The sequence below is a fragment of the Methylosinus sp. H3A genome (assembly GCF_015709455.1).
Taxonomy (GTDB): Bacteria; Pseudomonadota; Alphaproteobacteria; order Rhizobiales; family Beijerinckiaceae; genus Methylosinus.
On sequence record NZ_JADNQW010000005.1, the window covers coordinates 1,595,835 to 1,617,118 of the forward strand.

At 66.0% G+C, this 21,284-nt stretch carries 18 protein-coding genes; 11 read left to right on the forward strand and 7 right to left on the reverse strand.

The genetic code is table 11. The annotated features are described in order from the left end of the window. Window positions 1–529: 529 nt before the first annotated feature. From IY145_RS10450 to IY145_RS10465, 4 genes are all read left to right on the forward strand, one after another. The gene (locus IY145_RS10450) at window positions 530–1,717 is read left to right on the forward strand and encodes an aspartate aminotransferase family protein (RefSeq protein WP_196408154.1); all 1,188 of its coding nucleotides are present in this window, start codon (window positions 530–532) and stop codon (window positions 1,715–1,717) included. After that, a complete protein-coding gene (gene argF, locus IY145_RS10455) occupies window positions 1,714–2,664 on the forward strand; it encodes an ornithine carbamoyltransferase (protein WP_196408155.1) in 951 nt (316 codons plus the stop codon). Before IY145_RS10450 ends, argF begins: the two co-directional genes overlap by 4 nt. Continuing rightward, complete coding sequence (locus IY145_RS10460; protein WP_196408156.1) at window positions 2,661–3,626, forward strand: Hsp33 family molecular chaperone; 966 nt, start codon at window positions 2,661–2,663, stop codon at window positions 3,624–3,626. The genes argF and IY145_RS10460 overlap by 4 nt, the downstream gene beginning before the upstream one ends. Before the next feature lie 141 nt (window positions 3,627–3,767). Further along, window positions 3,768–4,964: a DUF1624 domain-containing protein gene (locus tag IY145_RS10465; RefSeq protein WP_196408157.1), complete on the forward strand. Its 1,197-nt coding sequence runs from the start codon at window positions 3,768–3,770 to the stop codon at window positions 4,962–4,964. A 39-nt stretch (window positions 4,965–5,003) separates the two neighbouring features. Here IY145_RS10465 and IY145_RS10470 read toward each other — a convergent pair whose 3' ends face one another. Continuing rightward, window positions 5,004–6,257, reverse strand: a complete 1,254-nt coding sequence (locus IY145_RS10470) for a glycerophosphodiester phosphodiesterase (RefSeq protein WP_196408158.1) — start codon at window positions 6,255–6,257, stop codon at window positions 5,004–5,006. A 121-nt stretch (window positions 6,258–6,378) separates the two neighbouring features. Between IY145_RS10470 and IY145_RS10475 the strand changes: the two genes are divergently transcribed. The 4 genes from IY145_RS10475 (at window position 6,379) to prfB (ending at window position 11,837) form a co-directional block, all read left to right on the forward strand. Next, complete coding sequence (locus IY145_RS10475) at window positions 6,379–7,089, forward strand: fumarylacetoacetate hydrolase family protein (RefSeq protein WP_312030575.1); 711 nt, start codon at window positions 6,379–6,381, stop codon at window positions 7,087–7,089. Window positions 7,090–7,291: 202 nt separating this feature from the next. Beyond that, on the forward strand, window positions 7,292–8,848 hold the full coding sequence (locus IY145_RS10480) for a pyridoxal-dependent decarboxylase (protein ID WP_196408159.1): 1,557 nt from the start codon (window positions 7,292–7,294) through the stop codon (window positions 8,846–8,848). Between the two features lie 90 nt (window positions 8,849–8,938). Then, a complete protein-coding gene (locus tag IY145_RS10485) occupies window positions 8,939–10,567 on the forward strand; it encodes a rhomboid family intramembrane serine protease (protein WP_196408160.1) in 1,629 nt (542 codons plus the stop codon). 138 nt (window positions 10,568–10,705) lie between these two features. Next, window positions 10,706–11,837, forward strand: a protein-coding gene (prfB, locus tag IY145_RS10490; RefSeq protein WP_196408161.1) for a peptide chain release factor 2 whose coding sequence is annotated in 2 segments (ribosomal slippage) — window positions 10,706–10,774 and window positions 10,776–11,837 — 1,131 coding nt in all. Because the reading frame shifts where the segments join, the coding sequence is not laid out codon by codon here. A gap of 98 nt (window positions 11,838–11,935) precedes the next feature. On the opposite strand, the gene glnA is transcribed toward prfB, so the two are convergent. From glnA to sseA, 3 genes are all read right to left on the reverse strand, one after another. Further along, complete coding sequence (gene glnA, locus IY145_RS10495) at window positions 11,936–13,345, reverse strand: type I glutamate--ammonia ligase (RefSeq protein WP_196408162.1); 1,410 nt, start codon at window positions 13,343–13,345, stop codon at window positions 11,936–11,938. A 97-nt stretch (window positions 13,346–13,442) separates the two neighbouring features. After that, window positions 13,443–13,781, reverse strand: coding sequence for a P-II family nitrogen regulator (locus IY145_RS10500; protein WP_196408163.1), 339 nt, complete (start codon window positions 13,779–13,781; stop codon window positions 13,443–13,445). A 160-nt stretch (window positions 13,782–13,941) separates the two neighbouring features. Continuing rightward, window positions 13,942–14,808, reverse strand: a complete 867-nt coding sequence (gene sseA, locus IY145_RS10505; protein ID WP_196408164.1) for a 3-mercaptopyruvate sulfurtransferase — start codon at window positions 14,806–14,808, stop codon at window positions 13,942–13,944. Window positions 14,809–14,937: 129 nt separating this feature from the next. Here sseA and IY145_RS10510 point away from each other — a divergent pair, with 129 nt between their 5' ends. Further along, window positions 14,938–15,354: a hypothetical protein gene (locus IY145_RS10510; RefSeq protein WP_196408165.1), complete on the forward strand. Its 417-nt coding sequence runs from the start codon at window positions 14,938–14,940 to the stop codon at window positions 15,352–15,354. Window positions 15,355–15,446: 92 nt separating this feature from the next. Continuing rightward, entirely contained in the window at window positions 15,447–16,289 is an 843-nt protein-coding gene (locus IY145_RS10515) for a DUF3108 domain-containing protein (protein ID WP_196408166.1), read from the forward strand. 17 nt (window positions 16,290–16,306) lie between these two features. Here IY145_RS10515 and IY145_RS10520 read toward each other — a convergent pair whose 3' ends face one another. Continuing rightward, window positions 16,307–16,708 carry a hypothetical protein gene (locus tag IY145_RS10520; protein WP_196408167.1) on the reverse strand — a complete coding sequence of 134 codons (402 nt, stop codon included), beginning with the start codon at window positions 16,706–16,708 and terminating at the stop codon, window positions 16,307–16,309. 723 nt (window positions 16,709–17,431) lie between these two features. Here IY145_RS10520 and IY145_RS10525 point away from each other — a divergent pair. Then, on the forward strand, window positions 17,432–18,289 hold the full coding sequence (locus tag IY145_RS10525) for a response regulator transcription factor (protein ID WP_196408168.1): 858 nt from the start codon (window positions 17,432–17,434) through the stop codon (window positions 18,287–18,289). A 19-nt stretch (window positions 18,290–18,308) separates the two neighbouring features. Here the strand turns inward: IY145_RS10525 and IY145_RS10530 are convergent, their stop codons facing one another. Both IY145_RS10530 and IY145_RS10535 read right to left on the reverse strand, forming a co-directional pair. After that, a complete protein-coding gene (locus tag IY145_RS10530) occupies window positions 18,309–19,115 on the reverse strand; it encodes a YdcF family protein (protein ID WP_196408169.1) in 807 nt (268 codons plus the stop codon). 72 nt (window positions 19,116–19,187) lie between these two features. Continuing rightward, a complete protein-coding gene (locus tag IY145_RS10535; RefSeq protein WP_196408170.1) occupies window positions 19,188–20,864 on the reverse strand; it encodes an electron transfer flavoprotein-ubiquinone oxidoreductase in 1,677 nt (558 codons plus the stop codon). Window positions 20,865–21,284 lie beyond the last annotated feature (420 nt).

Here is a 21,284-nt window from a genome sequence, read left to right on the forward strand (position 1 = left end):
GCGAAGCCGGAGTCGACAAGACGCACACGCACTCGATTGAAGGCGCCACACGAGATGTCGTGGGCGATGACGCGAACGCTACTCTACCAGTTGAATCACGCGCAAGAGTCCCTGGCAAGCGAAACAGCGTTCCCCACAAGGTAATGCTGTTTCATTCTCTACGGGTGTTGCGCGAAAGACTCACTATGGGCGTGGCGCCGCATGGGTTTTCGCGCATGGCGCCGCATTTCGCCGCGCGTGAACGTCTTCATGAAGGGCCGCGCCGTGGTCTCCATGGATGTCTCATGGCGCGCGTGCGTTCGAACGGGGCTGGTCGCCGCCCTTCCGGCGCCGTCGTTTCGCCGCAGTCTCGGCGCCTTCGCCCCGTCGGAAACGGATTTGACCGGGGCAAGGGTAAGACCTAGAATGTTTCCACGAGAGAGATGCCGCCCCCAGTAAGGGCGGCACTTTGATTTTCAGACCCTCGCTGCGCGTCGCCGCGCTGTCCTGCGGCGCCGGCGAGCGGGGTCTCTCCGAGGGGAGTCGCCCAGTGGTTTCGGCGCTGTATCCGACTTATGCGCGGGCCGATCTCGCTTTCGAGCGAGGCGAAGGCGTTTGGCTCGTGGCCGGCGACGGCGAGCGTTATCTCGACTTCGGCGCCGGCGTCGCGGTCAATTCGCTCGGCCATGGCCATCCGCATCTCGTCGGCACGCTGGCGGCCGCCGCGGCGAAGCCCTGGCATGTCTCCAATCTGTTTCAGATTCCGGAGGCCGAGCGCCTCGCTCGCCGCCTCGTTCAGGCGACTTTCGCGGATTTGGTCTTCTTCACCAATTCGGGCGCCGAGGCGGTCGAATGCGCGATCAAGACGGCGCGCAAATTCCATGCGGTGGAAGGGCGGCCGGAGCGCTATCGGCTCATCACTTTCGAGGGCGCCTTCCACGGCCGCACGCTGGCGACGATCGCCGCTGGCGGCAATCCCAAATATCTCGACGGCTTCGGCCCGCCGACCGACGGTTTCGATCAGGCTCCCTTCGGCGATCTCGACGCCGTCCGCGCGCTCGTCGGCCCGCAGACGGCCGGCGTGCTGCTGGAGCCCATTCAAGGCGAAGGCGGCGTGCGGACACCCCCGCCGCGTTTCCTGGCGGGCCTGCGCGCGCTCTGCGACGAGCTCGGCCTGCTGCTGATCGTCGATGAAGTGCAGACCGGGATCGGCCGCACCGGCCGTTTCCTCGCCATCGAGCATTCGGGCGTCACGCCGGACATAGCCGCGCTGGCGAAGGGCATCGGCGGGGGCTTTCCGCTCGGCGCCTGCCTCGCGACGGCGGAGGCCGGCAAGGGCATGACGGTCGGCGCGCATGGCTCCACCTATGGCGGCAATCCGCTCGCCACAGCGATCGGCAACGCCGTGCTCGATGTGGTGTTGGAGCCGGGCTTCATCGAGCGCGTCGCCGGTCTCGGCGTGTTGTTCCGCCAGAAGCTCGCAGAGCTCGAGGATCGCCATTCCACGATCATCGAGAGCGTGCGCGGCGAGGGGCTGATGTTCGGCCTCAAGACGCGCGTCGCCAATACAGAATTCGCCGCCGCGGCGCGCGAGGCCAAGCTGCTCACCATTCCCGCGAGCGACAATGTCGTGCGCCTGCTGCCGCCTTTGATCGTGGGCGAGAGCGAGCTCGCCGAGGCTGCGCGTCGGCTCGACGCCGCCTGCGTGAAGCTCGAGAGCGCGGGAGCCGCGCTATGACCGCCCATGCGCCGCTGACGGGCCTTCGTCATTTCCTCGATATTTCCGAGCTTCCGCCCGCCGAGCTGCGGCGCATTCTCGACACAGCCGCCGCCATAAAGGCGAAGCGCGTGCGCGGCGCGCCTTCGACCTTCCGGCCGCTCGCCGGCAAGTCGCTGGCGATGATCTTCGACAAGCCCTCGACGCGCACGCGCGTCTCCTTCGATCTCGCCATGCGCGAGCTCGGCGGCGAGACGATCATGCTGACGGGGCAGGAGATGCAGCTCGGCCGCGGCGAGACCATAGCGGACACCGCCCGCGTGCTGTCGCGTTTCGTCGACGCCATCGTCATCCGCATTCTCTCGCACGACGATCTCACCGAGCTCGCCCGCTACTCCAGCGTGCCGGTCGTCAATGGGCTCACCAAGCTCTCGCATCCCTGTCAGGTGATGGCCGATGTGCTGACCTTCGAGGAGCATCTCGGCCCGATAGCGGGACGCACGGTCGCCTGGACCGGCGACGCCAATAATGTGCTGGCGAGCTGGGTCCATGCGGCCAAGCCCTTCGACTTCACCATCAATGTGGCGACGCCGCCGGAGCTCGCGCCAGGCGACGAGCTCGTCGCCTGGGCGCGCGCCAATGGCGTGCGGATGAATCTCACCGCCGATCCTTTCGAGGCCGTCACCGGCGCCGACGCGGTCATCTCCGACTGCTGGGTGTCGATGGGCGACGAGGAGGAGGAGGCGCGCCGCCATGCGCTGCTCTCGCCCTTCCAGGTGAATGCGAAGCTGATGGACGCGGCGAATAAGGACGCGATCTTCATGCATTGCCTGCCGGCGCATCGCGGCGAGGAAGTGACCGACGATGTCATCGACGGCCCGCGATCCGTGGTGTTCGACGAGGCGGAGAACCGCCTGCATGCGCAAAAAGGCGTGCTGGCCTGGGTGTTCGGAGTGGGCTCGCCATGATCAGGCGGGCGGACGAGGCCATCGGCCGGCCGGCGTCGCCCCTCGCCGAGGACGACAGCCTGCTCCCTTTCGCCGTCGAGCCGCTCGATCTGCGCGGGCGTCTGGTGCGGCTCGGGCCGGCGGTTCATTCCATCCTCACCCATTATGATTATCCGCCGTCCGTCGCGCGTCTGCTCGGCGAGGCCGCGGCGTTGACGGCGCTGTTCGGCTCGCTCATCGAGTCGCATGGGCGCTTCCAATTGCAGACGCGCAGCGACGGGCCCGTCGATATGATCGTCGTCGATTTCGACGCGCCGGGAAAGCTGCGCGGCTTCGCGCGCTATGACGAGAGCCGCATTGTCGCCGGCATGGCGCCGGGCGCGCTGCTCGGCCGCGGCCATCTGGCGCTGACCATGGAGCGCGACGGCGACGCCGCGCGTTATCAAGGCGTGGTGCCGCTGGAGGGCGACGGCTTCGCCGAGGCGGCGCATCGTTATTTCCGCCAGTCCGAGCAAATTCCGAGCTATGTGCGGCTCGCCGTCGCCGAGAGCGTGACGCCCGCCGGGCGCAGCTGGCGGGCCGGCGGTCTGCTGCTGCAATATCTGCCGGAGACGCCGACGCGGCCGCGCGATCTCGATCCTGGCGACACACCCGGGGGCGCGGCTCTGCCGGAGGATTCGGAAGACGACGCCTGGGTGGAGGGCCTGTCCCTCGCGGCGACGACGCAGGATCACGAGCTCGTCGATCCGGGGCTCTCGGGCGAGCGGCTGCTCTATTCACTGTTCCACGAGCGTGGCGTGACGGTCTATCCGACGCGCGAGATCGCGGAGGCCTGTCGCTGCTCGACGGAGCGCATCGTCAATCTTCTGCGTAGCTTCACGCGGCAAGACCGCCGCGATATGATCGGCGACAATGGCCGCATCGGCGTGACCTGCGAATTCTGCCGCACGCTGCGCGAGTTCGATCCCGCCGATTTCGATTAGCGCCGGCGCTCGGGAGGGGCGCCCCCGAGACTCGGGGAGTTTCACCCACCCAATCCCGCGTCGCAGGCGGACCTCGCCCTGCACGGGAGGGGGCGTGGCTGTTTCATTTGTTGATTTTTCGATAGCCGACGGAGCGACGTCATGACGAAGACGCTAGGCGAAACCCCGAGCATTTCGCGCGAGCATGTCTCGCTCCCCGCGGGCGCGCGCCTCCTCTCCATCGATCGCCTGCGCGGGCTCGTCATCATCGTCATGGCGCTCGATCATGTGCGCGATTTCTTCGACGCCGACGCGTTGCGTTTCGATCCGACGGATCTCGACCGCACCTATCCGGCGCTGTTCCTCACGCGCTTCGTCACGCATTTCTGCGCGCCGACCTTCACCTTTCTCGCCGGCGTCTCAGCCTATCTGCATGGTCTCTCGCTCGAGGATCGCGGCGAGCGCTCGCGTTTTTTGTGGACGCGCGGCCTGTGGCTGATCCTGCTCGATATTTTCGTCGTCAGCCCGGTGTGGACGGTCGGCTCGGGCGCGATCGAGCTCGGAACCTTATGGGCGATCGGCTGCGGCATGATCGCGCTTTCGGCGCTGCTCTATCTGCCGACGCGCGTCGTGCTGGCGATCGGCGCGGCGATCCTCGCCCTGCATAATCTGTTCGACGGCGTTCATGCGGCGCAATTTGGCGATTTCGCGCCCGTGTGGAACGTGCTGCATGAGAAAGGCCCGCTGCCCTTCGGCCTGCGTGGCCATGTCTTTTATCCCGTGCTGCCCTGGATCGGCGTCATCGCGCTCGGCTATGGGCTCGCGCCGGTCTTCCTGTGGCCGCATGAGCGTCGGATGCGGGCGCTCTTGGCGCTCGGCCTCGCCTTTCTCGCGGGCTTCGCGGCTTTGCGCGTCGCCGGCGTCTATGGCGACGCGCGGCTCTGGCTGACCTATCCGGAAGGCGTCAGAACGGCGCTCTCCTTCCTCGATGTCACCAAATATCCGCCCTCGCTGCATTATGCGTTGGTGACGCTCGGCGTCGGGCTTCTGCTGCTGCCGGCGTTGGAGCGGGCGGGCGGCGCCGTGGGGCGCGTGCTGGCCACATTCGGCCGCGTTCCGCTCTTCGCCTATGTGCTGCATCTCTATGTCATTCTCGTCGCCGCTCTGGTCGTCGCGCTCGCCAAGGGCGTCGATCTGAAGGGCCTCGAGAGCGGCGGCCCGCCGCCCGAGAATTACGGCCTCGGCCTCGTCGGCGCCTATGTGATGTGGATCGCGATCATGGCGGCCATCTATCCCGCCTGCGCCTGGTTCGCGGGCGTCAAGCGGCGGCGGCGCGACTGGTGGCTGAGCTATTTGTGAAGGGACGGCGGCGTCGTCAGCCGCCGTCCATCATTCGTCTCAATTGGCGTTGAGCCAGCGCAGCCCGCGGCAGGCGGCGTCATGGCCATAGAGGCCTTTGACCAGACATTTCGCCGCATCGGGGTCGGTCTTCAGCGCCCACAGCGAGCGCGCCGTCACCGCCGTATCGGCGAAATCGCTGAACAGGCCGTCGACGCCGAGCTTGTAGAAGGTCAGATATTCATTGACCGGAACGCCCTTGTAATCGCTGGCGAGGCGGCGCTGCTCATTGCGGAACGTGTAGGGATGCACGAGCAGGCCGGCCGCATGGGCGTCGGCGACGACGGAGGTCGGCGCCAGCAGCTTGCGATCCGCCTCGTCGACGAGCCCGTCGCCATTGGCGTCGGCGCAGGCGTTGGCGACGATCTTTATGCAGGCGGAGCTGATGAGATAGGTTTTCCACGGCCCGACGCCATCGGCATAGGTGCGAACCTCGGCGAGGCCTGCGGGCTTCAACAGATCGGCGAATTTGCCCTGGCGGCCGGCGACCGCCCAATCATAGGGCCGGTCGTAGGGCGGCGTGAAATCCAGCGAGCCGTCGGGATTGACGTCATTGGCGTCGACGAGCTGGATCAGCCGCACCGTCGTCTTCTTGCGCAGATATTTCAGATTGGCCTGCTCGAAGCTCTGGATGAAGACGGGAGCGTGATGGTGGTTCCAGCCGTGGCGCGTCAGCACGGCGAGCAGGCGATCCTCGAGCGGCAGGCCGAGCGTCTGATGATAGGTCGGATGCTTGGTCTCGGGGTAAATGCCGATGACGCGGCCTTCGTCGCGGCTCTTGCGCTTGGCGAGCTCGATGATCTCGTCGAAGCTCGGAATGTGGAAGAGGCCGTTGAAGTCCGGGTCGCGCTCGGCGAAGGCCTGCACGGCGCCGATCTGCTTGATCTCGCTCCAGGTGAAATCGCTGACGAAATAGCCTTCCTGCTCCACGCCGTCGACGATCGCCTTGCGCTTGCGATTGGCGAATTGCGGCAGGCTCTTGACGTTGGTGGTGGCGATGATGTTCGGCTCGTGGCGGGCGATCAGCACGCCGTCCTTGGTCGAGACGAGGTCCGGCTCGATGAAATCCGCGCCGAGCTCGATCGCGAGAGCGTAGGATTCGAGCGTATGCTCCGGCACATAACCGCCGGCGCCGCGATGGCCGATGACGATGGGGCGATGCGGGCCGTCGTCGGAGGCGGCGGCGACGGGCAGAGGCGCGAGCAGCGCCGCGCAAATCAATGCGCAAGACGCGCGGGACAGAAGCTTGGTCATGAAATATCCTCGAACGATGTGCTTTTGGGCGTCGGTTCGATAGACCGTCTGTCTCTCAGAGGTATGACGACAGCGCGCCGGTCTCGCTGAGACGGAAGCGATCGTCCGAGGGGGTTCCGCAGTGAGCGCTTTTTTGTCCCGAGACGCCGAATTTCTGTTTCCGGCGCCGGCGCCGGCCGCGCTCGTCATAGAAGGCGAGGCGAGGTGCTTTCCGGTGCGGCGCATTTTCTGCGTCGGGCAGAATTACGCCGCCCATGCGCGGGAGATGGGCAAAGACCCCTCGCGCGAGCAGCCGTTCTTTTTTTCCAAGCCCGCCGACGCCGTGGTCGCCAGCGGCGCGACCATCCCCTATCCGCCGCGCACCGCGGACCTCCACCATGAGATCGAGCTGGTCGCGGCGATCGGAAGCGGCGGCGCGGACATAGCGCGGGCGGATGCGCTCGCCCATGTGTTCGGCTATGCCGCCGGCGTCGATCTCACCCGCCGCGATCTGCAGAGCGAGGCGCGTAAGGCCGGCCGGCCGTGGGATCTCTCCAAGGGCTTCGACAATTCGGCTCCGCTCGGGGCGCTGGCGGCGGCCGAGCGCATCGGCCATCCGGCCAAGGGGCGCATCAGCCTCTCCGTCGATGGCGCGGTGCGGCAGGACGCCGATCTCTCCGACATGATCTGGAGCGTGGCGGAAATCATCGCGATCCTGTCGGGGTTCGTGCGGCTCGAGGCGGGCGATCTCATTTTCACCGGCACGCCGGCCGGCGTCGGGCCGATCGTCGCAGGAAACCATGTGACGGGCGCGATCGAGGGCGTCGGGACAGTCGAGCTGACGGTGGCGTAGCCCTACCTCCCCCTCGCCCCCGCGACGTCCTGGCCGGGCTTGTCCCGGCCAGGACGGCCGCAGCGTCTCGCGATGTTTGAATCCGATAGTCCTCGAGGGAGAGGGTCGGCGCTCCGCGCCGCTTGCGGCGGCGATATTGCTTCGCAGCGCGAAAGCTGATTAGTCCTGTCCCACTTACGAAGCTCCCGGGGATGAAGCGGGAATGAACCACTCACAGCGGCCGCCGAAGCCGATCGGCGCGGCCGTCCCGGCGCCCGCCGACGCCTCTCCCGCGGATCTCGATCCCACGGATTGGGAGGCGTTCCGCGCCGAGAGCCATCGTGCGCTCGACCAGATGATCGACCATCTCGCCACTCTGCGCGAGCGGCCGGTCTGGCGCGAGCCCTCAGCGGAAGCGCGCGAGCGCTTCCGGCGCCCGCTGCCGGCCGAAGGGCGGGGGCTTCCCGCCGCGCTCGCCGATTTCGAGCGTTTCATCCAGCCTTACGCCAATGGCAATATCCATCCGCTGTTCATGGGCTGGGCGCAGGGGGCGGGCACGCCCGTCGGCATGGTGGCGGAAATGCTCGCCGCCGGGCTCAACTCCAATTGCGGCGGCCGCAATCACATCGCGCTCGACGTCGAGCGGCAGATCGCCGCCTGGATGGCGCAAGCTTTCGGCTTCCCTCTGGACGCCTCCGGCGTCTTCGTCACCGGCACGTCGATCGCCAATTTCCTCTCGCTTCTGGTCGCGCGCGAGCATGCGCTCGGCGAGAAGAATGTGCGCAAGAACGGGCTGAAGGCGCTCGAGGAGCAGCTCGTCGCCTATGCCTCGCGCGAGGCGCATAATTGCGTGCGGCAGGCGATGGAGCTGGCCGGCCTCGGCGCGCGCCATCTGCGGCTCATCGAATCGGACGGCGCACGCTCGCTGCGCATCGACGAGCTGCGCCGCGCCATCGCCGAGGATCGCGCCGCGGGGCTGCATCCGTTTCTCGTCGTCGGCACGGCGGGCTCGGTCGACACGGGCGCGATCGACGATCTCGACGCGCTCGCCGACATAGCGAAGGCCGAAGACCTCTGGTTCCACATAGACGGCGCCTTCGGAGCGCTGGCCATTCTGTCGCCGGCGCTGAAGCCGCTGGTGAAGGGCCTCGAGCGCGCCGACTCCATCGCCTTCGATTTCCACAAATGGCTGCATGTCCCCTATGACGCGGGCTTCTTCCTGGTGCGCGACCCGGAGGCGCATCGCCGCGCCTTCGCCGCCAACGCGGCCTATCTCACGCGCGCGCCGCGTGGGCTCGCGGCCGGCGAGATTTGGCCCTGCGATCTCGGCGCCGATCTCTCGCGCGGCTTTCGCGCGCTGAAGACCTGGTTCACGATAGAAGTCTTCGGGACCGAGCGTCTCGGCGCCTGCATCGAAAAAAGCTGCGCTCTGGCGCAGCGGCTGCGTGGCCATATCGAGGCCTCGCAGACTTTCGAGATGCGCGCGCCGGTGGCGCTCAATGTCGTGTGCTTCGGCGTGAAGGACGACGACGAGGCGGGGCGTCTCAATCGCGAGATCGTGATGGAGCTGCATGAGAGCGGCGAGGCGGCGCCATCGCTGACGCTGCTCGACGGCCATCCGACGATCCGCGCGGCGATCTTCAATCACCGCACGCAGGAGGCGGACATAGACGCCTTCATGCAGATGCTGGAGCGCGCCGCGCAACGCGCCCGCGGCGAGCCGCCGCTGGAGCCGCTGCCGACGCCGCGCGAGGAGGGCGCGCCGCTGTCGCAGGATTGACGGAAGCCGCGAGTCCGCCATCTAGGCGGCCCGAGATATTTCGGCTAAGCTTACGCCGACGTCACATCTATATAGCGGCGAGTGTATTTCATGACGGTCGAACAATCCACGCGCGTCGAGATCCGGCGTGCGACCAAAAAGCTTATGCTGATCTTCGTCGGCAGCCTGGTCTTCACCGCAGGCGGCGTCTTCATGACGCTTCACCCGGACGAACGTCACGGCCTCGCGGCGGGCGTGCTGGTTCTCGCCTTTTTCGGTCTCTGCGCGCTGGCCGCGCTCTGGCAGCTGATCCAGGCGCGAAAGCCCGCCTTCATTCTCACGGATCGCGATTTCTCCAGCCCCTCGATCGTGAGCGGCCCGGTTTCCTGGGGCGATGTTCAGAACGTCTATACGAGCGTCGCCAACAATCAGAAACTCCTGCATCTCACTCTCTATCCGGTCGCCGCGGATCGGCTGGAGCGCGCCGGATTTTTAGCGTCGCTCGGGGGACTTTTCGGTTGGCGCAGCCGCGAGATCGTTTTTCCGCTCTCCCTGTTGGACGTCGAGCCGGACAAATTGACGATGTTCGTCGCGACCAGAGTGGAGGAGGCCAAGGCGCAGCAGACGCCGGAAGCGGCGGCGCTCGCGCGCGAGAGCGCGCCCGCCGAGCCGAAAGTCGCGCGCGTCGCGCCTTATTTCTCGATCGCGCTCGCGGTCATTCTCGCCGCGATCTTCGCCTGCGAGCTGGCCTTCGCGCCCTTTCCGGCGACGGACGCCATTACGCCGGCGGTCGGAACTCTGGTCGCCATGGGCGGCTCGTCGCTCGCCGCTGTTCGCGAGGGCGAATGGTGGCGATTGTTCACTGCGCCGCTGCTGCATGGCGGGTTGTTTCATTTGCTGCTCAATGTCGTCGCGCTGATCGCGGCCGGCTCGCAATTGGAGCGTCTCGTCGGGGCGGCCTGGTTCGCCGGCGTTTTCTGCGTCGGCGCGCTCGCCGGCTCGACGGCCTCCATCTTCGTCAACCCACCGGATATCGTCGGCGTCGGCGCGTCCGGCGGCGTCGTGGCTCTGTTCGCGGCGACGGCGGTCGCGAGCTTTCGCTTTCCGCCGGGGCCGGAGCGCAACAATCTCCTCACCGGCTCGTTTCAGATTCTGCTGCCCTCCTTGCTGCCGCTCGTTTCGATCAGTCACGGCGCGCATATCGATTATGCCGCGCATTTCGGCGGCGCGGCCGGAGGCTTGCTCTGCGGGCTGGCGCTTTTGCCGCTCTGGCCGATCGATCGGCCGCGGCCCGCATTCGACAAATTGCCGGCGGCGCTCGCGGCGGCTTTCTTCGCCGTCGCGCTCGGCTCTGCAACGCTCATCCCGCCGCGCCTCGCGCAAGTCCAACTTCTCGCTCCCGACTTTCCGGCCGATTGGGAAAAGGCCAAGGCGGGCGCTGCTGCGACGCTCGCGCGCAACCCGCGCGACCCGCGCGCGCGTCTCGCGCACGCGGCCTGGCTGATCGATCATGGATCGGCCGCAGCGGCGGAAAAGGAATTGCGCGAAGCGCTCGCCGATAAGCAGGCGCTGGCCATCCCTGTTTTGAACCATATGGAGGCGCGTGTCCGGCTGATGCTCGCTGCGCTGCTCCACGATGGACAGCCGCAGGAGGCGCGCAACATCGCCGCGCCGATTTGCGCGTCGGCGCTGCCGGATTCTCTCGCGAATTACCGCAAATCGACCGGGCTCTGTCCCTGACCGTGAACGGCGTCGTTCGGCGCCGTCGTCGCGGCCGGCCGGCGCCGCGCGTCCGCCGGGGGCTTCATCTTTCGCGCGTCTTGCTCTAATACCTCCGGCCTCGGGCCGCCGGCCCTGAGCCCCGAAGGGAAGAGACACATGCGCGCCGAGCCGCTTGCGCTGAAAGAACAGATCGAGCAGTCCATGGGACTGCTGAGGAGGCATCTTTGACGTCGAGACTTCAACGCGCCGTCTCGCCGAGCTGAACGCCAGGGTCGAGGATCCCGATCTCTGGAACGACGCCGAAGCCGCGCAGAAGATCATGCGCGAGCGCACCCAGCTCGAGGATCAGCTCGGCTCCATCGCGCGGCTCGACCGCGACCTCGAGGACGCCATCACCCTCGTCGAGCTCGGCGAGGCAGAGAATGACGCCGACACCGAGAAGGAAGGCATCGCCCAGCTAGAGGCGCTGCTGAAGGAGGCGCGCGAGCGTCAGATCGAGGCGCTGTTCTCGGGCGAGGCCGACGGCAACGACACTTTCATCGAAGTGCATTCGGGCGCCGGCGGCACCGAGAGCTGCGACTGGGCGCGCATGCTGTTCCGCATGTATGCGCGGTGGGCGGAGCGCAAGAAGTTCAAGGTCGAGGTGATCGAGGAGACCGCCGGCGACGAGGCCGGCATCAAATCGGCCACGCTGCTCATCAAGGGCATGAACGCCCATGGTTGGGCCAAGACCGAATCCGGCGTGCATCGCCTCGTGCGCATCTCGCCTTTCGACTCCAATGCGCGGCGGCACACGAGCTTCGCCTCGGTCTGGGTCTATCCGGTCGTCGACGACAAGATCGATGTGCAGATCAACGAGTCCGATTGCCGCATCGACACCTATCGCTCGTCGGGCGCGGGCGGCCAGCACGTCAACACGACGGATTCGGCCATTCGCATCACCCATATTCCGACCGGCATCGTCGTCGCCTGTCAGGCGGAGCGTTCGCAGCACAAGAACCGAGCGACCGCCTGGAACATGCTGCGCGCGCGCATTTATGAGCAAGAGCTCGAGAAGCGCGAGGCGGAGGCCAACGCCATCGAAGCGTCGAAGACCGACATCGGCTGGGGCCATCAGATTCGCAGCTATGTGCTGCAGCCCTATCAGCTGGTGAAGGATTTGCGCACCGGCCACACCTCCGGCACGCCGGGCGAGGTGCTGGACGGCGAGCTCGACGATTTCATGCAGGCCTCTCTCGCCCAGCGCGTGCTCGGCGGCGGGCCGGAGAAGGTCGAGGACGTCGAATAATCTTTCGGCGCGAGGGCCTCGTCCTCGCCCAATCGCTGAGGACAAACAAAAAGGGCGGCCTTTCGGCCGCCCTTTCGTTTCTACGGATCGCGAAGCGATCAGTAGGAATAATACATGTCATACTCGACCGGATGCGGCGCCATCTCGAAGCGATAGACGTCCTGATACTTCAGGTCGATGTAGGCGTGGATGAAGTCCTCGTTGAAGACGCCGCCGGCCGTCAGGAAGGCGTAGTCGGCCTTCAGGCTGTCGAGCGCCTCGCGCAGCGAGCCGCAGACCGTCGGGATCGCCTTCAGCTCCTCCGGCGGCAGGTCGTAGAGATCCTTGTCCGAGGGCTGGCCCGGATCGATCTTGTTGGCGATGCCGTCGAGACCCGCCATCAGCATGGCCGAGAAGGCGAGATAGGGATTCGCCGTCGGATCGGGGAAGCGAACCTCGACGCGCTTCGCCTTCGGGCTGGTCGCGAAGGGGATGCGGCAGGAGGCCGAGCGGTTGCGCGACGAATAGGCGAGCAGCACCGGAGCCTCGAAGCCCGGAACCAGGCGCTTATAGGAGTTCGTCGACGGATTGGTGAAGGCGTTCAGCGCCTTGGCGTGCTTGATGATGCCGCCGATATACCACAGGCATTCCTGGGACAGGCCGGCGTATTTGTCGCCGGCGAACACCGGCTTGCCTTCCTTCCAGATCGACTGGTGGACGTGCATGCCGGAGCCATTGTCGCCATAGACGGGCTTGGGCATGAAGGTCGCCGTCTTGCCGTAGGAATGCGCGACCTGATGGATGGCGTATTTGTAGATCTGCAGATGATCGGCGACGGTGACCAGCGTCGCGAATTTCAGACCCAGCTCATGCTGCGCGGAAGCGACCTCGTGATGGTGCTTCTCGACGGCGACGCCCATGGACGCCATGGCCGCCAGCATCTCGCCGCGCATGTCCTGAGCGGAGTCGATCGGCGGGACCGGGAAATAGCCGCCCTTGGTGCGCACGCGATGGCCGAGATTGCCGCCCTCATAGGCGGTGTCGGAATTGGTGGGCAGCTCGACGGAGTCGACGGTGAAGCCGGTGTTGTAGGGGTCGGTCGAGAAGCGCACGTCGTCGAAGACGAAGAATTCGGCTTCCGGGCCGAAGAACGAGGTGTCGCCGACGCCGGTCGCCTGAAGATAGGCCTGGGCCTTCTTGGCGATGCCGCGCGGGTCGCGGTTATAGGGCTGGCCGGTCGTGGGCTCGACGACGTCGCAGACGATCGACAAAGTGGAGGCGGCGAAGAAGGGGTCGTGCGTGACGGTCGAGAGATCGGGCAGGAGCGTCATGTCCGACTCGTTGATCGCCTTCCAGCCGGCGATGGAGGAGCCGTCGAACATGATGCCTTCGTTCAGCGCTTCCTCGTCGACGATCGACACGTCGAAGGTGACGTGCTGCCACTTGCCGCGCGGATCCGTGAAGCGGAAATCCACATATTTTACGTCATTGTCGGCGATCTGCTTGAGAACGTCCTTGGCCGTTGTCATGTCGTGGAGCCTTCATTTCGATGTGGACGGTCGAGTCCTAGTGTAGGGACGCGAATGTCAGCCGCGGGGCGGCGGGGCGTAGCGAATTCGGCGCCGGCTAGATCGCGTCCGCGCCGGTCTCGCCGGTGCGAATCCGGATCGCGCCTTCGACGTTGGAGACGAAGATTTTTCCGTCGCCGATGCGTCCGGTCTGCGCGGCTTTGCGGATGGCCTCGACCGCGCGATCCACCGCATCGTCGGCGAGCACGATCTCGATTTTCACCTTGGGAAGGAAATCGACCACATATTCCGCGCCGCGATACAGCTCGGTATGCCCCTTTTGGCGACCGAAACCCTTCGCCTCGGTGACAGTAATGCCCTGCAGGCCGGCGCCTTGGAGCGCTTCTTTTACTTCATCGAGCTTGAAAGGTTTGATGATCGCCTCGATTTTCTTCATTCACCTTTCCCCGCATCCCGACTCGAGGTTCCCCGAGAACGCATCCGCCTCACCGAAGAACCGCCGCGCTTCTATCATTTGTCACAAAAAGGCGCCATGCCGAAAATCAGCGACTATGCCCAATAGAAGGGCGCTGGCGCCTGATAGACAATCAGTTTGCTCATGAATCGGATATGACCGGAAGGTCGGCGCGCGCGCCCCATTCGGACCAGGAGCCGTCATAGACGGTGGCCGGCCGTCGTCCCGACGCGGCCAGCGCCAAGCTCAGGATCGAGGCGGTGAGGCCGGAGCCGCAGCTCGCGACGATCGGCCGCTCGGGATCGATCTTCGCGCGCGCGAAAACCTCCTCCAGCGCCTCCGGCGCCTTCATGCGGCCATCGGCGACGAGATTGCCGAAGGGCAGGTTGAGCGCGCCGGGCATATGGCCGGAGCGCAGGCCGGGGCGCGGCTCGGGAACGCTGCCCGCGAAGCGCTCGGCGGAGCGCATGTCCACGACCTGCGCGGAGCCGTCGGCCAGCGCTCGCGCCACATCCGCCGAGTCGGCGACGAGCCCGCGGTCGACGCGCGGCGTGAAATGGCGCGGCGCGCGGTGGGCTTCGCCCTGCTCGAGCGGACGGCCTTCTGCCTTCCAGGCCGGCAGGCCGCCGTCGAGGACGGAGACGTCGGTGGCGCCGAAGACGCGCAGCGTCCACCACAGGCGCGGCGCGGAGAAGAGGCCGAGGCTGTCATAGATCACCGCGCGCATGCCGTCGCCGAGGCCGAGCTTGCGGACGGCCGAGGCGAAGGCGACCGCGTCCGGCAGCATATGCGGCAGGTCGGTCGAATGATCGGCGATGGCGTCTATGTCGAAGAAGACGGCGCCTGGAACATGGGCGTCGAGATATTCGGCATGGGCGTTCCGGCCGGCGGCCGGCATGTGCCAGGAGGCGTCGAACACGATGACGTCCGGCGCATGGAGATGGTCGGCGAGCCATTGCGTGGAGACGAACAGCGTCTCGGGATCGATGTTCGGGGCGGCTCTCGTCATTGCGGTCCTCCTCGCGGCGATCCTCTGGCGACCCTCCGGGGGGCGATGGCGCCGGCGTCGCGATCGTTGTAGTCAATGTAGCAGAATCGATTCGTTCCCAAAATCGCCGAAAAGACGAAAATCGAGACCATGCTCGACATTCCCGGCAAGGCCTGCGGTCCCTGCGCTTTCTGTTGCAAGGTGCTGGAGATCGAGGAATTCACCAAGAAGGCCGGCGTCTGGTGCGAGCACTGCACGAAGACGAGCGGCTGCGGCGTCTACGCCACACGGCCCGACGTGTGCCGCGATTATCACTGCCGCTGGAAGGAGGAGCGCTCGCTCGGCGTCCAGCTGCGGCCGGACAAGGTCGGCACGCTGCTGATGGACGATCCCGACAGCGACGAATATCATGCGGTCTGCGATCCCGAAAAGCCGTTTTCCTGGCGCAATCCTCTCGTATTCAAGCATCTCGTGAGCGAGGCGAAGGCCGGCCGCATCGTGGTCGCCAAAGCGGGTCTGCGCGCGTGGCGCATATTCGCCGACGGCAGCTGGCAGGAGTGGGCCTGAATCGAGCCCCTTCCTCCGGCGCGATCCGAGCATCGACAAGCGCTCTCGCCTGGCCCATCGTGGCGATGACTGATTCGATCGCAGGTCTTCGAATGGCGTTTTTCTCATCTGTGCTGGAAAGAGCCGGACGCGGCTCGACGCCGGAGCTCGTCGCGCTCGCTCTGCTCGTCGCGGCCTCTCCCTGCCGGGCGGAGACGCTCAAGGCGCATTACTCTTTGAGCCTGCTCGGCCTGTCGATCGGCCACGCCTCGGCCGACGGCGTCATCGACGCGCGCAATTATCGCATCGACATTTCGATGCGCACGACCGGCCTCGCCTCGCTCGTCAACGACACGCGCGGCGCCGCCACCGCGGCCGGCGTCGTCTCGCATGAGGGGCTCGCGCCGGCGAGCTACGCCAACACCACCTCCAACACTTATGAGACGCGCACCGTCCGCATGGCGCTCGCCGGCAATTCCGTGCGCGCCGTGCATGTCGATCCGACGCCCTGGGACATGCCCGTCCGCATTCCGGTGACGGATGGCAACAAGTCCCACATCACAGATCCGGTGAGCGCGCTGATCATGAGCGTTCCGGCGAGCGAGCCGCTCGTCGGGCCCTCGGCCTGCAATCGGACGATCCCCGTCTTCGACGGCGTCACCCGTTTCGACGTGACCCTCTCATTCGTCGAGATGCGCAATGTCGAGACGCGCGGCTATTCCGGGCCGGTCTCCGTCTGCGCCGCGCGCTATCGTCCGATCTCGGGGCATCGGCCGGACAGTGTCTCGACGCGCTTCATGGCCGAGAACAACGATATCACCGTCTGGCTTGCGCCTCTGCCCATGGCGCATGCGGTCGTGCCCTATCGGATGGCGCTGCGCACCACCGTCGGCATGCTGACCGTCGAGCCCGCCGAATTCCATCTCGGCGGGCGTCGCCAGGCCGCGGATCAATAGGCGCGCGAGCGGCCTCTTCAGTCGAGGCGGATTTCGCGCGTCTTCTTGCGGTTCAGCCGATCGGAATCATATTCGAGATAGCGCACCTCTCTCGGCTCCGCCGATCCCGGCGCGAGGCAGAAGGAGGGCGAGGGCGTGAAGCGCCCGTCCGGTCCGGCGAAACATTCCGAAAAGCGCACTTCGCAATCGAAGGACGTCTCCGTGTGGGGCGCGACGCGGGCGACGAGCGCGCGCGCTTTGTCCACTGCGCCGGCGCAGAGGCCGGCGTCGAGGCCATAGGCGCGGCACTGCTGGACCGTCGCCATGTAGCGCCCCTCGCCCGAACAGGCGGGTGTGCGGCGATAGCCGAAGAACCAGACGGCGCCGATGAGCGTCGCGAGGGCGGCGACGGCGATGAAGGTGAGAGAAGGGCGGGCCATTGGCGTCGGTTTTTCCGTTCTTCTTCGTCGAGCCGCAGCTTCATTAACGGCGCCGCACGCGGCTCCGCAAGCCCCAAAGACGGCGATGAGGGCGGCGCCGCATCTTGACGAGCATCAAAGGCTAATATAATTGCCAGCAACGTGTCGCGGGCGTGGATCGCGGCCTGGCTCGGCCGCTCGAAGAGGAGCGCCGGGCGTGAAAGACCGTCGGCGCGTCTCGGATCGCGGTCGGCCCATCCAGGGCGTTCTCGGAATTCGAGCCGGCGATGATATCCACCAAAGCGTATCTCACTTAACAGGCGAGACTTCGTCTGTCTTGGGTGATATCGTTGCACGGCTGGCAGCCTGAACGAGATCGGGCGTTAAAGAGGAGGAAGCGTTATGGGAGCAATTCTCGAGCTTACGAGCTATGCGGCGACGCCGGTTGGCATGATCGCGATCATCGCGCTCGGCGCCGCGGCGTATTTCGCCGCTCGCTGGGTTCTGAGCGACTGACGCTTCAGAACCGGTCTACGGATATGATGCGGCGCATCGGCTCGTTCGATGCGCCGCTTCTTTTTGGCGTCGTCGCGCTGGAAAGAATCCGCCTCGAGCGTTGCGAAAGATGCGCCGAGGCTTTCCAATGGAAGCCGCAGGTTATATAGTCGGGCCTACCCACTCGGGGGGCGCCGCCGCCCGAGTGCATCCTGGCTGCGACCGCAGCGCTTTCACTTGGAGTGGCCCATGGCCTCGACGTCTTCGACGAAGCTCGGAGATGAACGACCGCGAGCCGTCGGACGTCCCGGGCCGATCCGCGCGCCCGAACGTCCCGCGACGCAGGCGGCCGACAGCGCGCCGACCGCTCCACGCCAGAAGGCCGAGCGTTCGGGCGAAGACCGCGGCGAGACGGGCGCGGCTTTTCCGATCGACGTCGCCATCGCCGACAAGAGCCCGCTGATCCTGGCCGGGCTCGAGGCGCTGCTCGCCGACGACCGCCGCTTCAATCTCGTGCTGAAGGTCACGGACGGCGAGGAGTTTCTCGACGCCGCCAAGCTGCAGCGCTTCCAGATCGCCATCATCGGCTGGCAATTGCCGACGCTGCACGCGCGGGAAGTGCTGCGCGCGCTGTCGCGCCAGCCCTCCGCGCCCAAGATCGTCGTCTATAGCGGCACCAATGATCCCGCCGCGCCGGCGGAGACGCTGCAATTGGGCGGCGCCGGCTTCGTCAGCAAGCGCGCTCCGCCGGAGCGCCTGCTCGACGTGCTCGCCTCGGTGGCGGCGGGCGACATGGTGTTTCCCTTCGTCGACATCCGCAAGATGCGCGCCGATCCGCTGGAGAATCTCACTCTGCGCGAGCGCAGCCTGTTGTCGGCGCTCGGCTCCGGCCACACCAACAACCAGCTCGCCAAGGATTTCGGCGTCTCGATCAACACGATCAAATTCCACTTGCGCAATTTGTTCGAGAAGCTCGAGGTGCGCAATCGCGCCCAGGCGATCGCGCTGTTCCTGGAGATGAAGCACGGCTCCTGGACCGCGGCGACCTCGGGCGGCCGCGCCGAGTCGGCGGGCGCCTCCCGCTCCAGGAAGTCCTCGCGCGACTGACGCGCCCAGTGACGCGCGTTTACTGGCCGGCTTCGGGCGCTGGAAACAGAGCGTCGGTCTTCCCGGTCAGCCAGTAGGCGAGGAGGCCGATCCATTCATGCGCCGTGAGATCGACGAGCCGGAGCATTTCGGGCGCGTTCTTGTGAAGGCTGATGTCCATCCAGGATCCCCTCGTGTGATAGGCGACGGGATAGGGGATCGCTGGAAAGCCCACCCGTCGAAAAATGCCGACAGAGCGCGGCATATGCATCGCCGATGTGACCAGTAGCCAGGGCTCCCCCGGCCGCGGCGACGCCAGCTCGCGGGAGTAGACGGCGTTCTCGAATGTGTTGCGCGATTTGTCCTCGAGGATGATCCGCGCCGGATCGACGCCCATCTGCTCGAGAAATCGTCCGGCGACCTGCGCCTCGGAAAAGGGCGAGCCGCGCAGCGACGACGAGCCTCCCGAGAAGAGGATGCGGGCTTGCGGATAGCGGCGCGACAATTCGACTGTGGCCGTCAATCGCTCGGCGGAATCATTGAAGGCGACGCCGCCGCGCGCCATGCTGATGTTCTCGTCGAAGGCGCCGCCGAGCACGATGATTCCACCGGGCGCCGGCATATCGGCCGCCGGCCGCGCGAAACGATTTTCCAAGGGCAGCGCCAGATAGATCGCGAGCGGCGAAAAGGACATTGCCAGAAGGGCGAGCACTCCCGCCGTCGCCAGCGTGCGGCCCGTTTTCGCGAAGCGCGTGAATAGCAGAGCGACGCCGATCGACGCGAGAAGCAAAGCCAGATGCGCCGGATTGACGAAGAATTCGGCGATCTTGGAAAGTTGAAAGAACATTGTCGCTCGCAATGGTCGGGGCCGTCGGCGACGGGCGGACGCCTGCGCGGCGCCCGCCCGCCCGACGATCGCTCACATATTCGGATAATTCGGGCCGCCGCCGCCCTCCGGGGGAACCCAATTTATGTTCTGCGCCGGATCCTTGATGTCGCAAGTCTTGCAATGCACGCAATTCTGCGCGTTGATGACGAAGCGCGGATCGCTCTTCGTCGCCTCCTCCGCATAGACCACCTCATAGACCCCCGCCGGGCAGTAGAGCCGCGCCGGCTCGCCATAAATCGGCAGATTCTTCTCGATCGGGACCGACGGATCGCGAAGCGTCAGATGGCACGGCTGATCCTCCTCATGGTTCGTGTTGGAGACGAACACGGAGGAGAGCTTGTCGAAGACCACTTTGCTGGTGAGCTTCGGATAGACGATCGGCGTCACCTGCGAGAGCGGCTTCAGGCAGGCGTGATCCGGCTTGCCATGCTTCAGCGTGCCGAAGATCGAGAAGCCGAACAGCTCATTCGTCCACATGTCGAAGCCGCCGAGCGCAATGCCGAGCTTGGTGCCGAATTTCGACAGCAGCGGCTTCACATTGCGGACCGGCTTCAAATCCTTGCCGATGTCGCTGGTGCGCCAGGCGGCGTCATAGGCCGAAACCTCGTCATGCGCGCGGCCTTCCGCCAGCGCCGCCGCCACATGATCGGCGGCGAGAATGCCGGACAGCACGGCGTTGTGCGAACCCTTTATGCGCGGGACATTCATGAAGCCGGCCGAGCAGCCGATCAGCGCGCCGCCGGGGAAGGTCAGCTTGGGCACGCTCTGCCAGCCGCCCGAGGTCAGCGCGCGCGCGCCATAGGCGAGACGCTGCCCGCCTTCCAGCACCGGCGCGATGGACGGATGCGCCTTGAAGCGCTGGAACTCATCGAAGGGCGAGAGCGTCGGATTGGAATAGTTGAGATAGACGACGAAGCCGACCGAAACGAGGTCCTCGTCGAAATGATAGAGGAAGGAGCCGCCGCCTGTGTCGTCGGCGAGCGGCCAGCCGACCGAATGCTGCATATGGCCGGGGCGGTGCTTCTCCTTGGGGATGCGCCACAGCTCCTTGAGGCCGATGCTGAATTTCTGCGGCTCGCTATCAGCGTCGAGCGCGTATTTCTTCAGCAGCTCCTTGGCCAGCGAGCCGCGCGCGCCTTCCGCGATCAGCGTATATTTGCCGCGCAGCTCCATGCCGCGGGTAAAGCTGTCCTTGGGCGCGCCGTCGCGGCCGACGCCCATATCGCCCGTGGCGACGCCGAGCACTTCGCCCTTTTCGCCATAGAGCAGCTCGGCGCCGGCGAAGCCCGGATAAATCTCGACGCCGAGCCCCTCCGCCTCCTGCGCCAGAAAGCGCACGACGCTGGCGAGCGAGCCGATGAACGTGCCCTCATTGCTCATCAGCTTGGGATTGATCACATGCGGGATGGTGACGGCGCTGGTCGAGGTCAGCCAGAGCATGTCGTCGCTGGTCACTTTCGTCTTCAGCGGCGCGTCGTCGCGGCTGCGCCAGTCCGGCAGCAGGCGGTCGAGGCCGATCGGATCGATGACCGCGCCGGAGAGAATATGCGCGCCGGGCTCCGAGCCCTTCTCGATGACGACGACCGAGAGATCGGGCGAAATCTGCTTGAGGCGGATCGCGGCGGAGAGGCCGGCCGGGCCGGCTCCGACGATCACGACGTCGTAATCCATAGCTTCGCGCGGGGGCAATTCTTCTGTCTCAGCCATCGTCTTTCCCATTTCCGGGCGCGGTCCCTTTCGGGCGCAGTTCGAGACGCGAGGGGAAGGCCCTCGCGTCGGCGAATTTAGAATGAGAGCGATTTCATGTTTTTTCGAAAGAGGAAACCCCCGGGCCATGGATTTGGGGCAAGTTTTTCGCCCAAAGAGCCGCCCCCGCCGAATCTTCGGCGCGCTTCCTTCTCCCACGCGTGGGAGAAGGTGGCCCTCGCGTAAGCGAGGGTCGGATGAGGGTCCCCGCCGCTCGCCGAGCCGCGCGCCGCTCATGAATCGAATGCGAAACGGCTCACCTGCGCGGACCCTCATCCGACCTCGCTTCGCGAGGCCACCTTCTCCCGCGAGCGGGAGAAGGAATGCGCGAGCCACATGCCACAACTGTTCCCTCACGCTGAGGAGCCCGCGAAGCTTGCG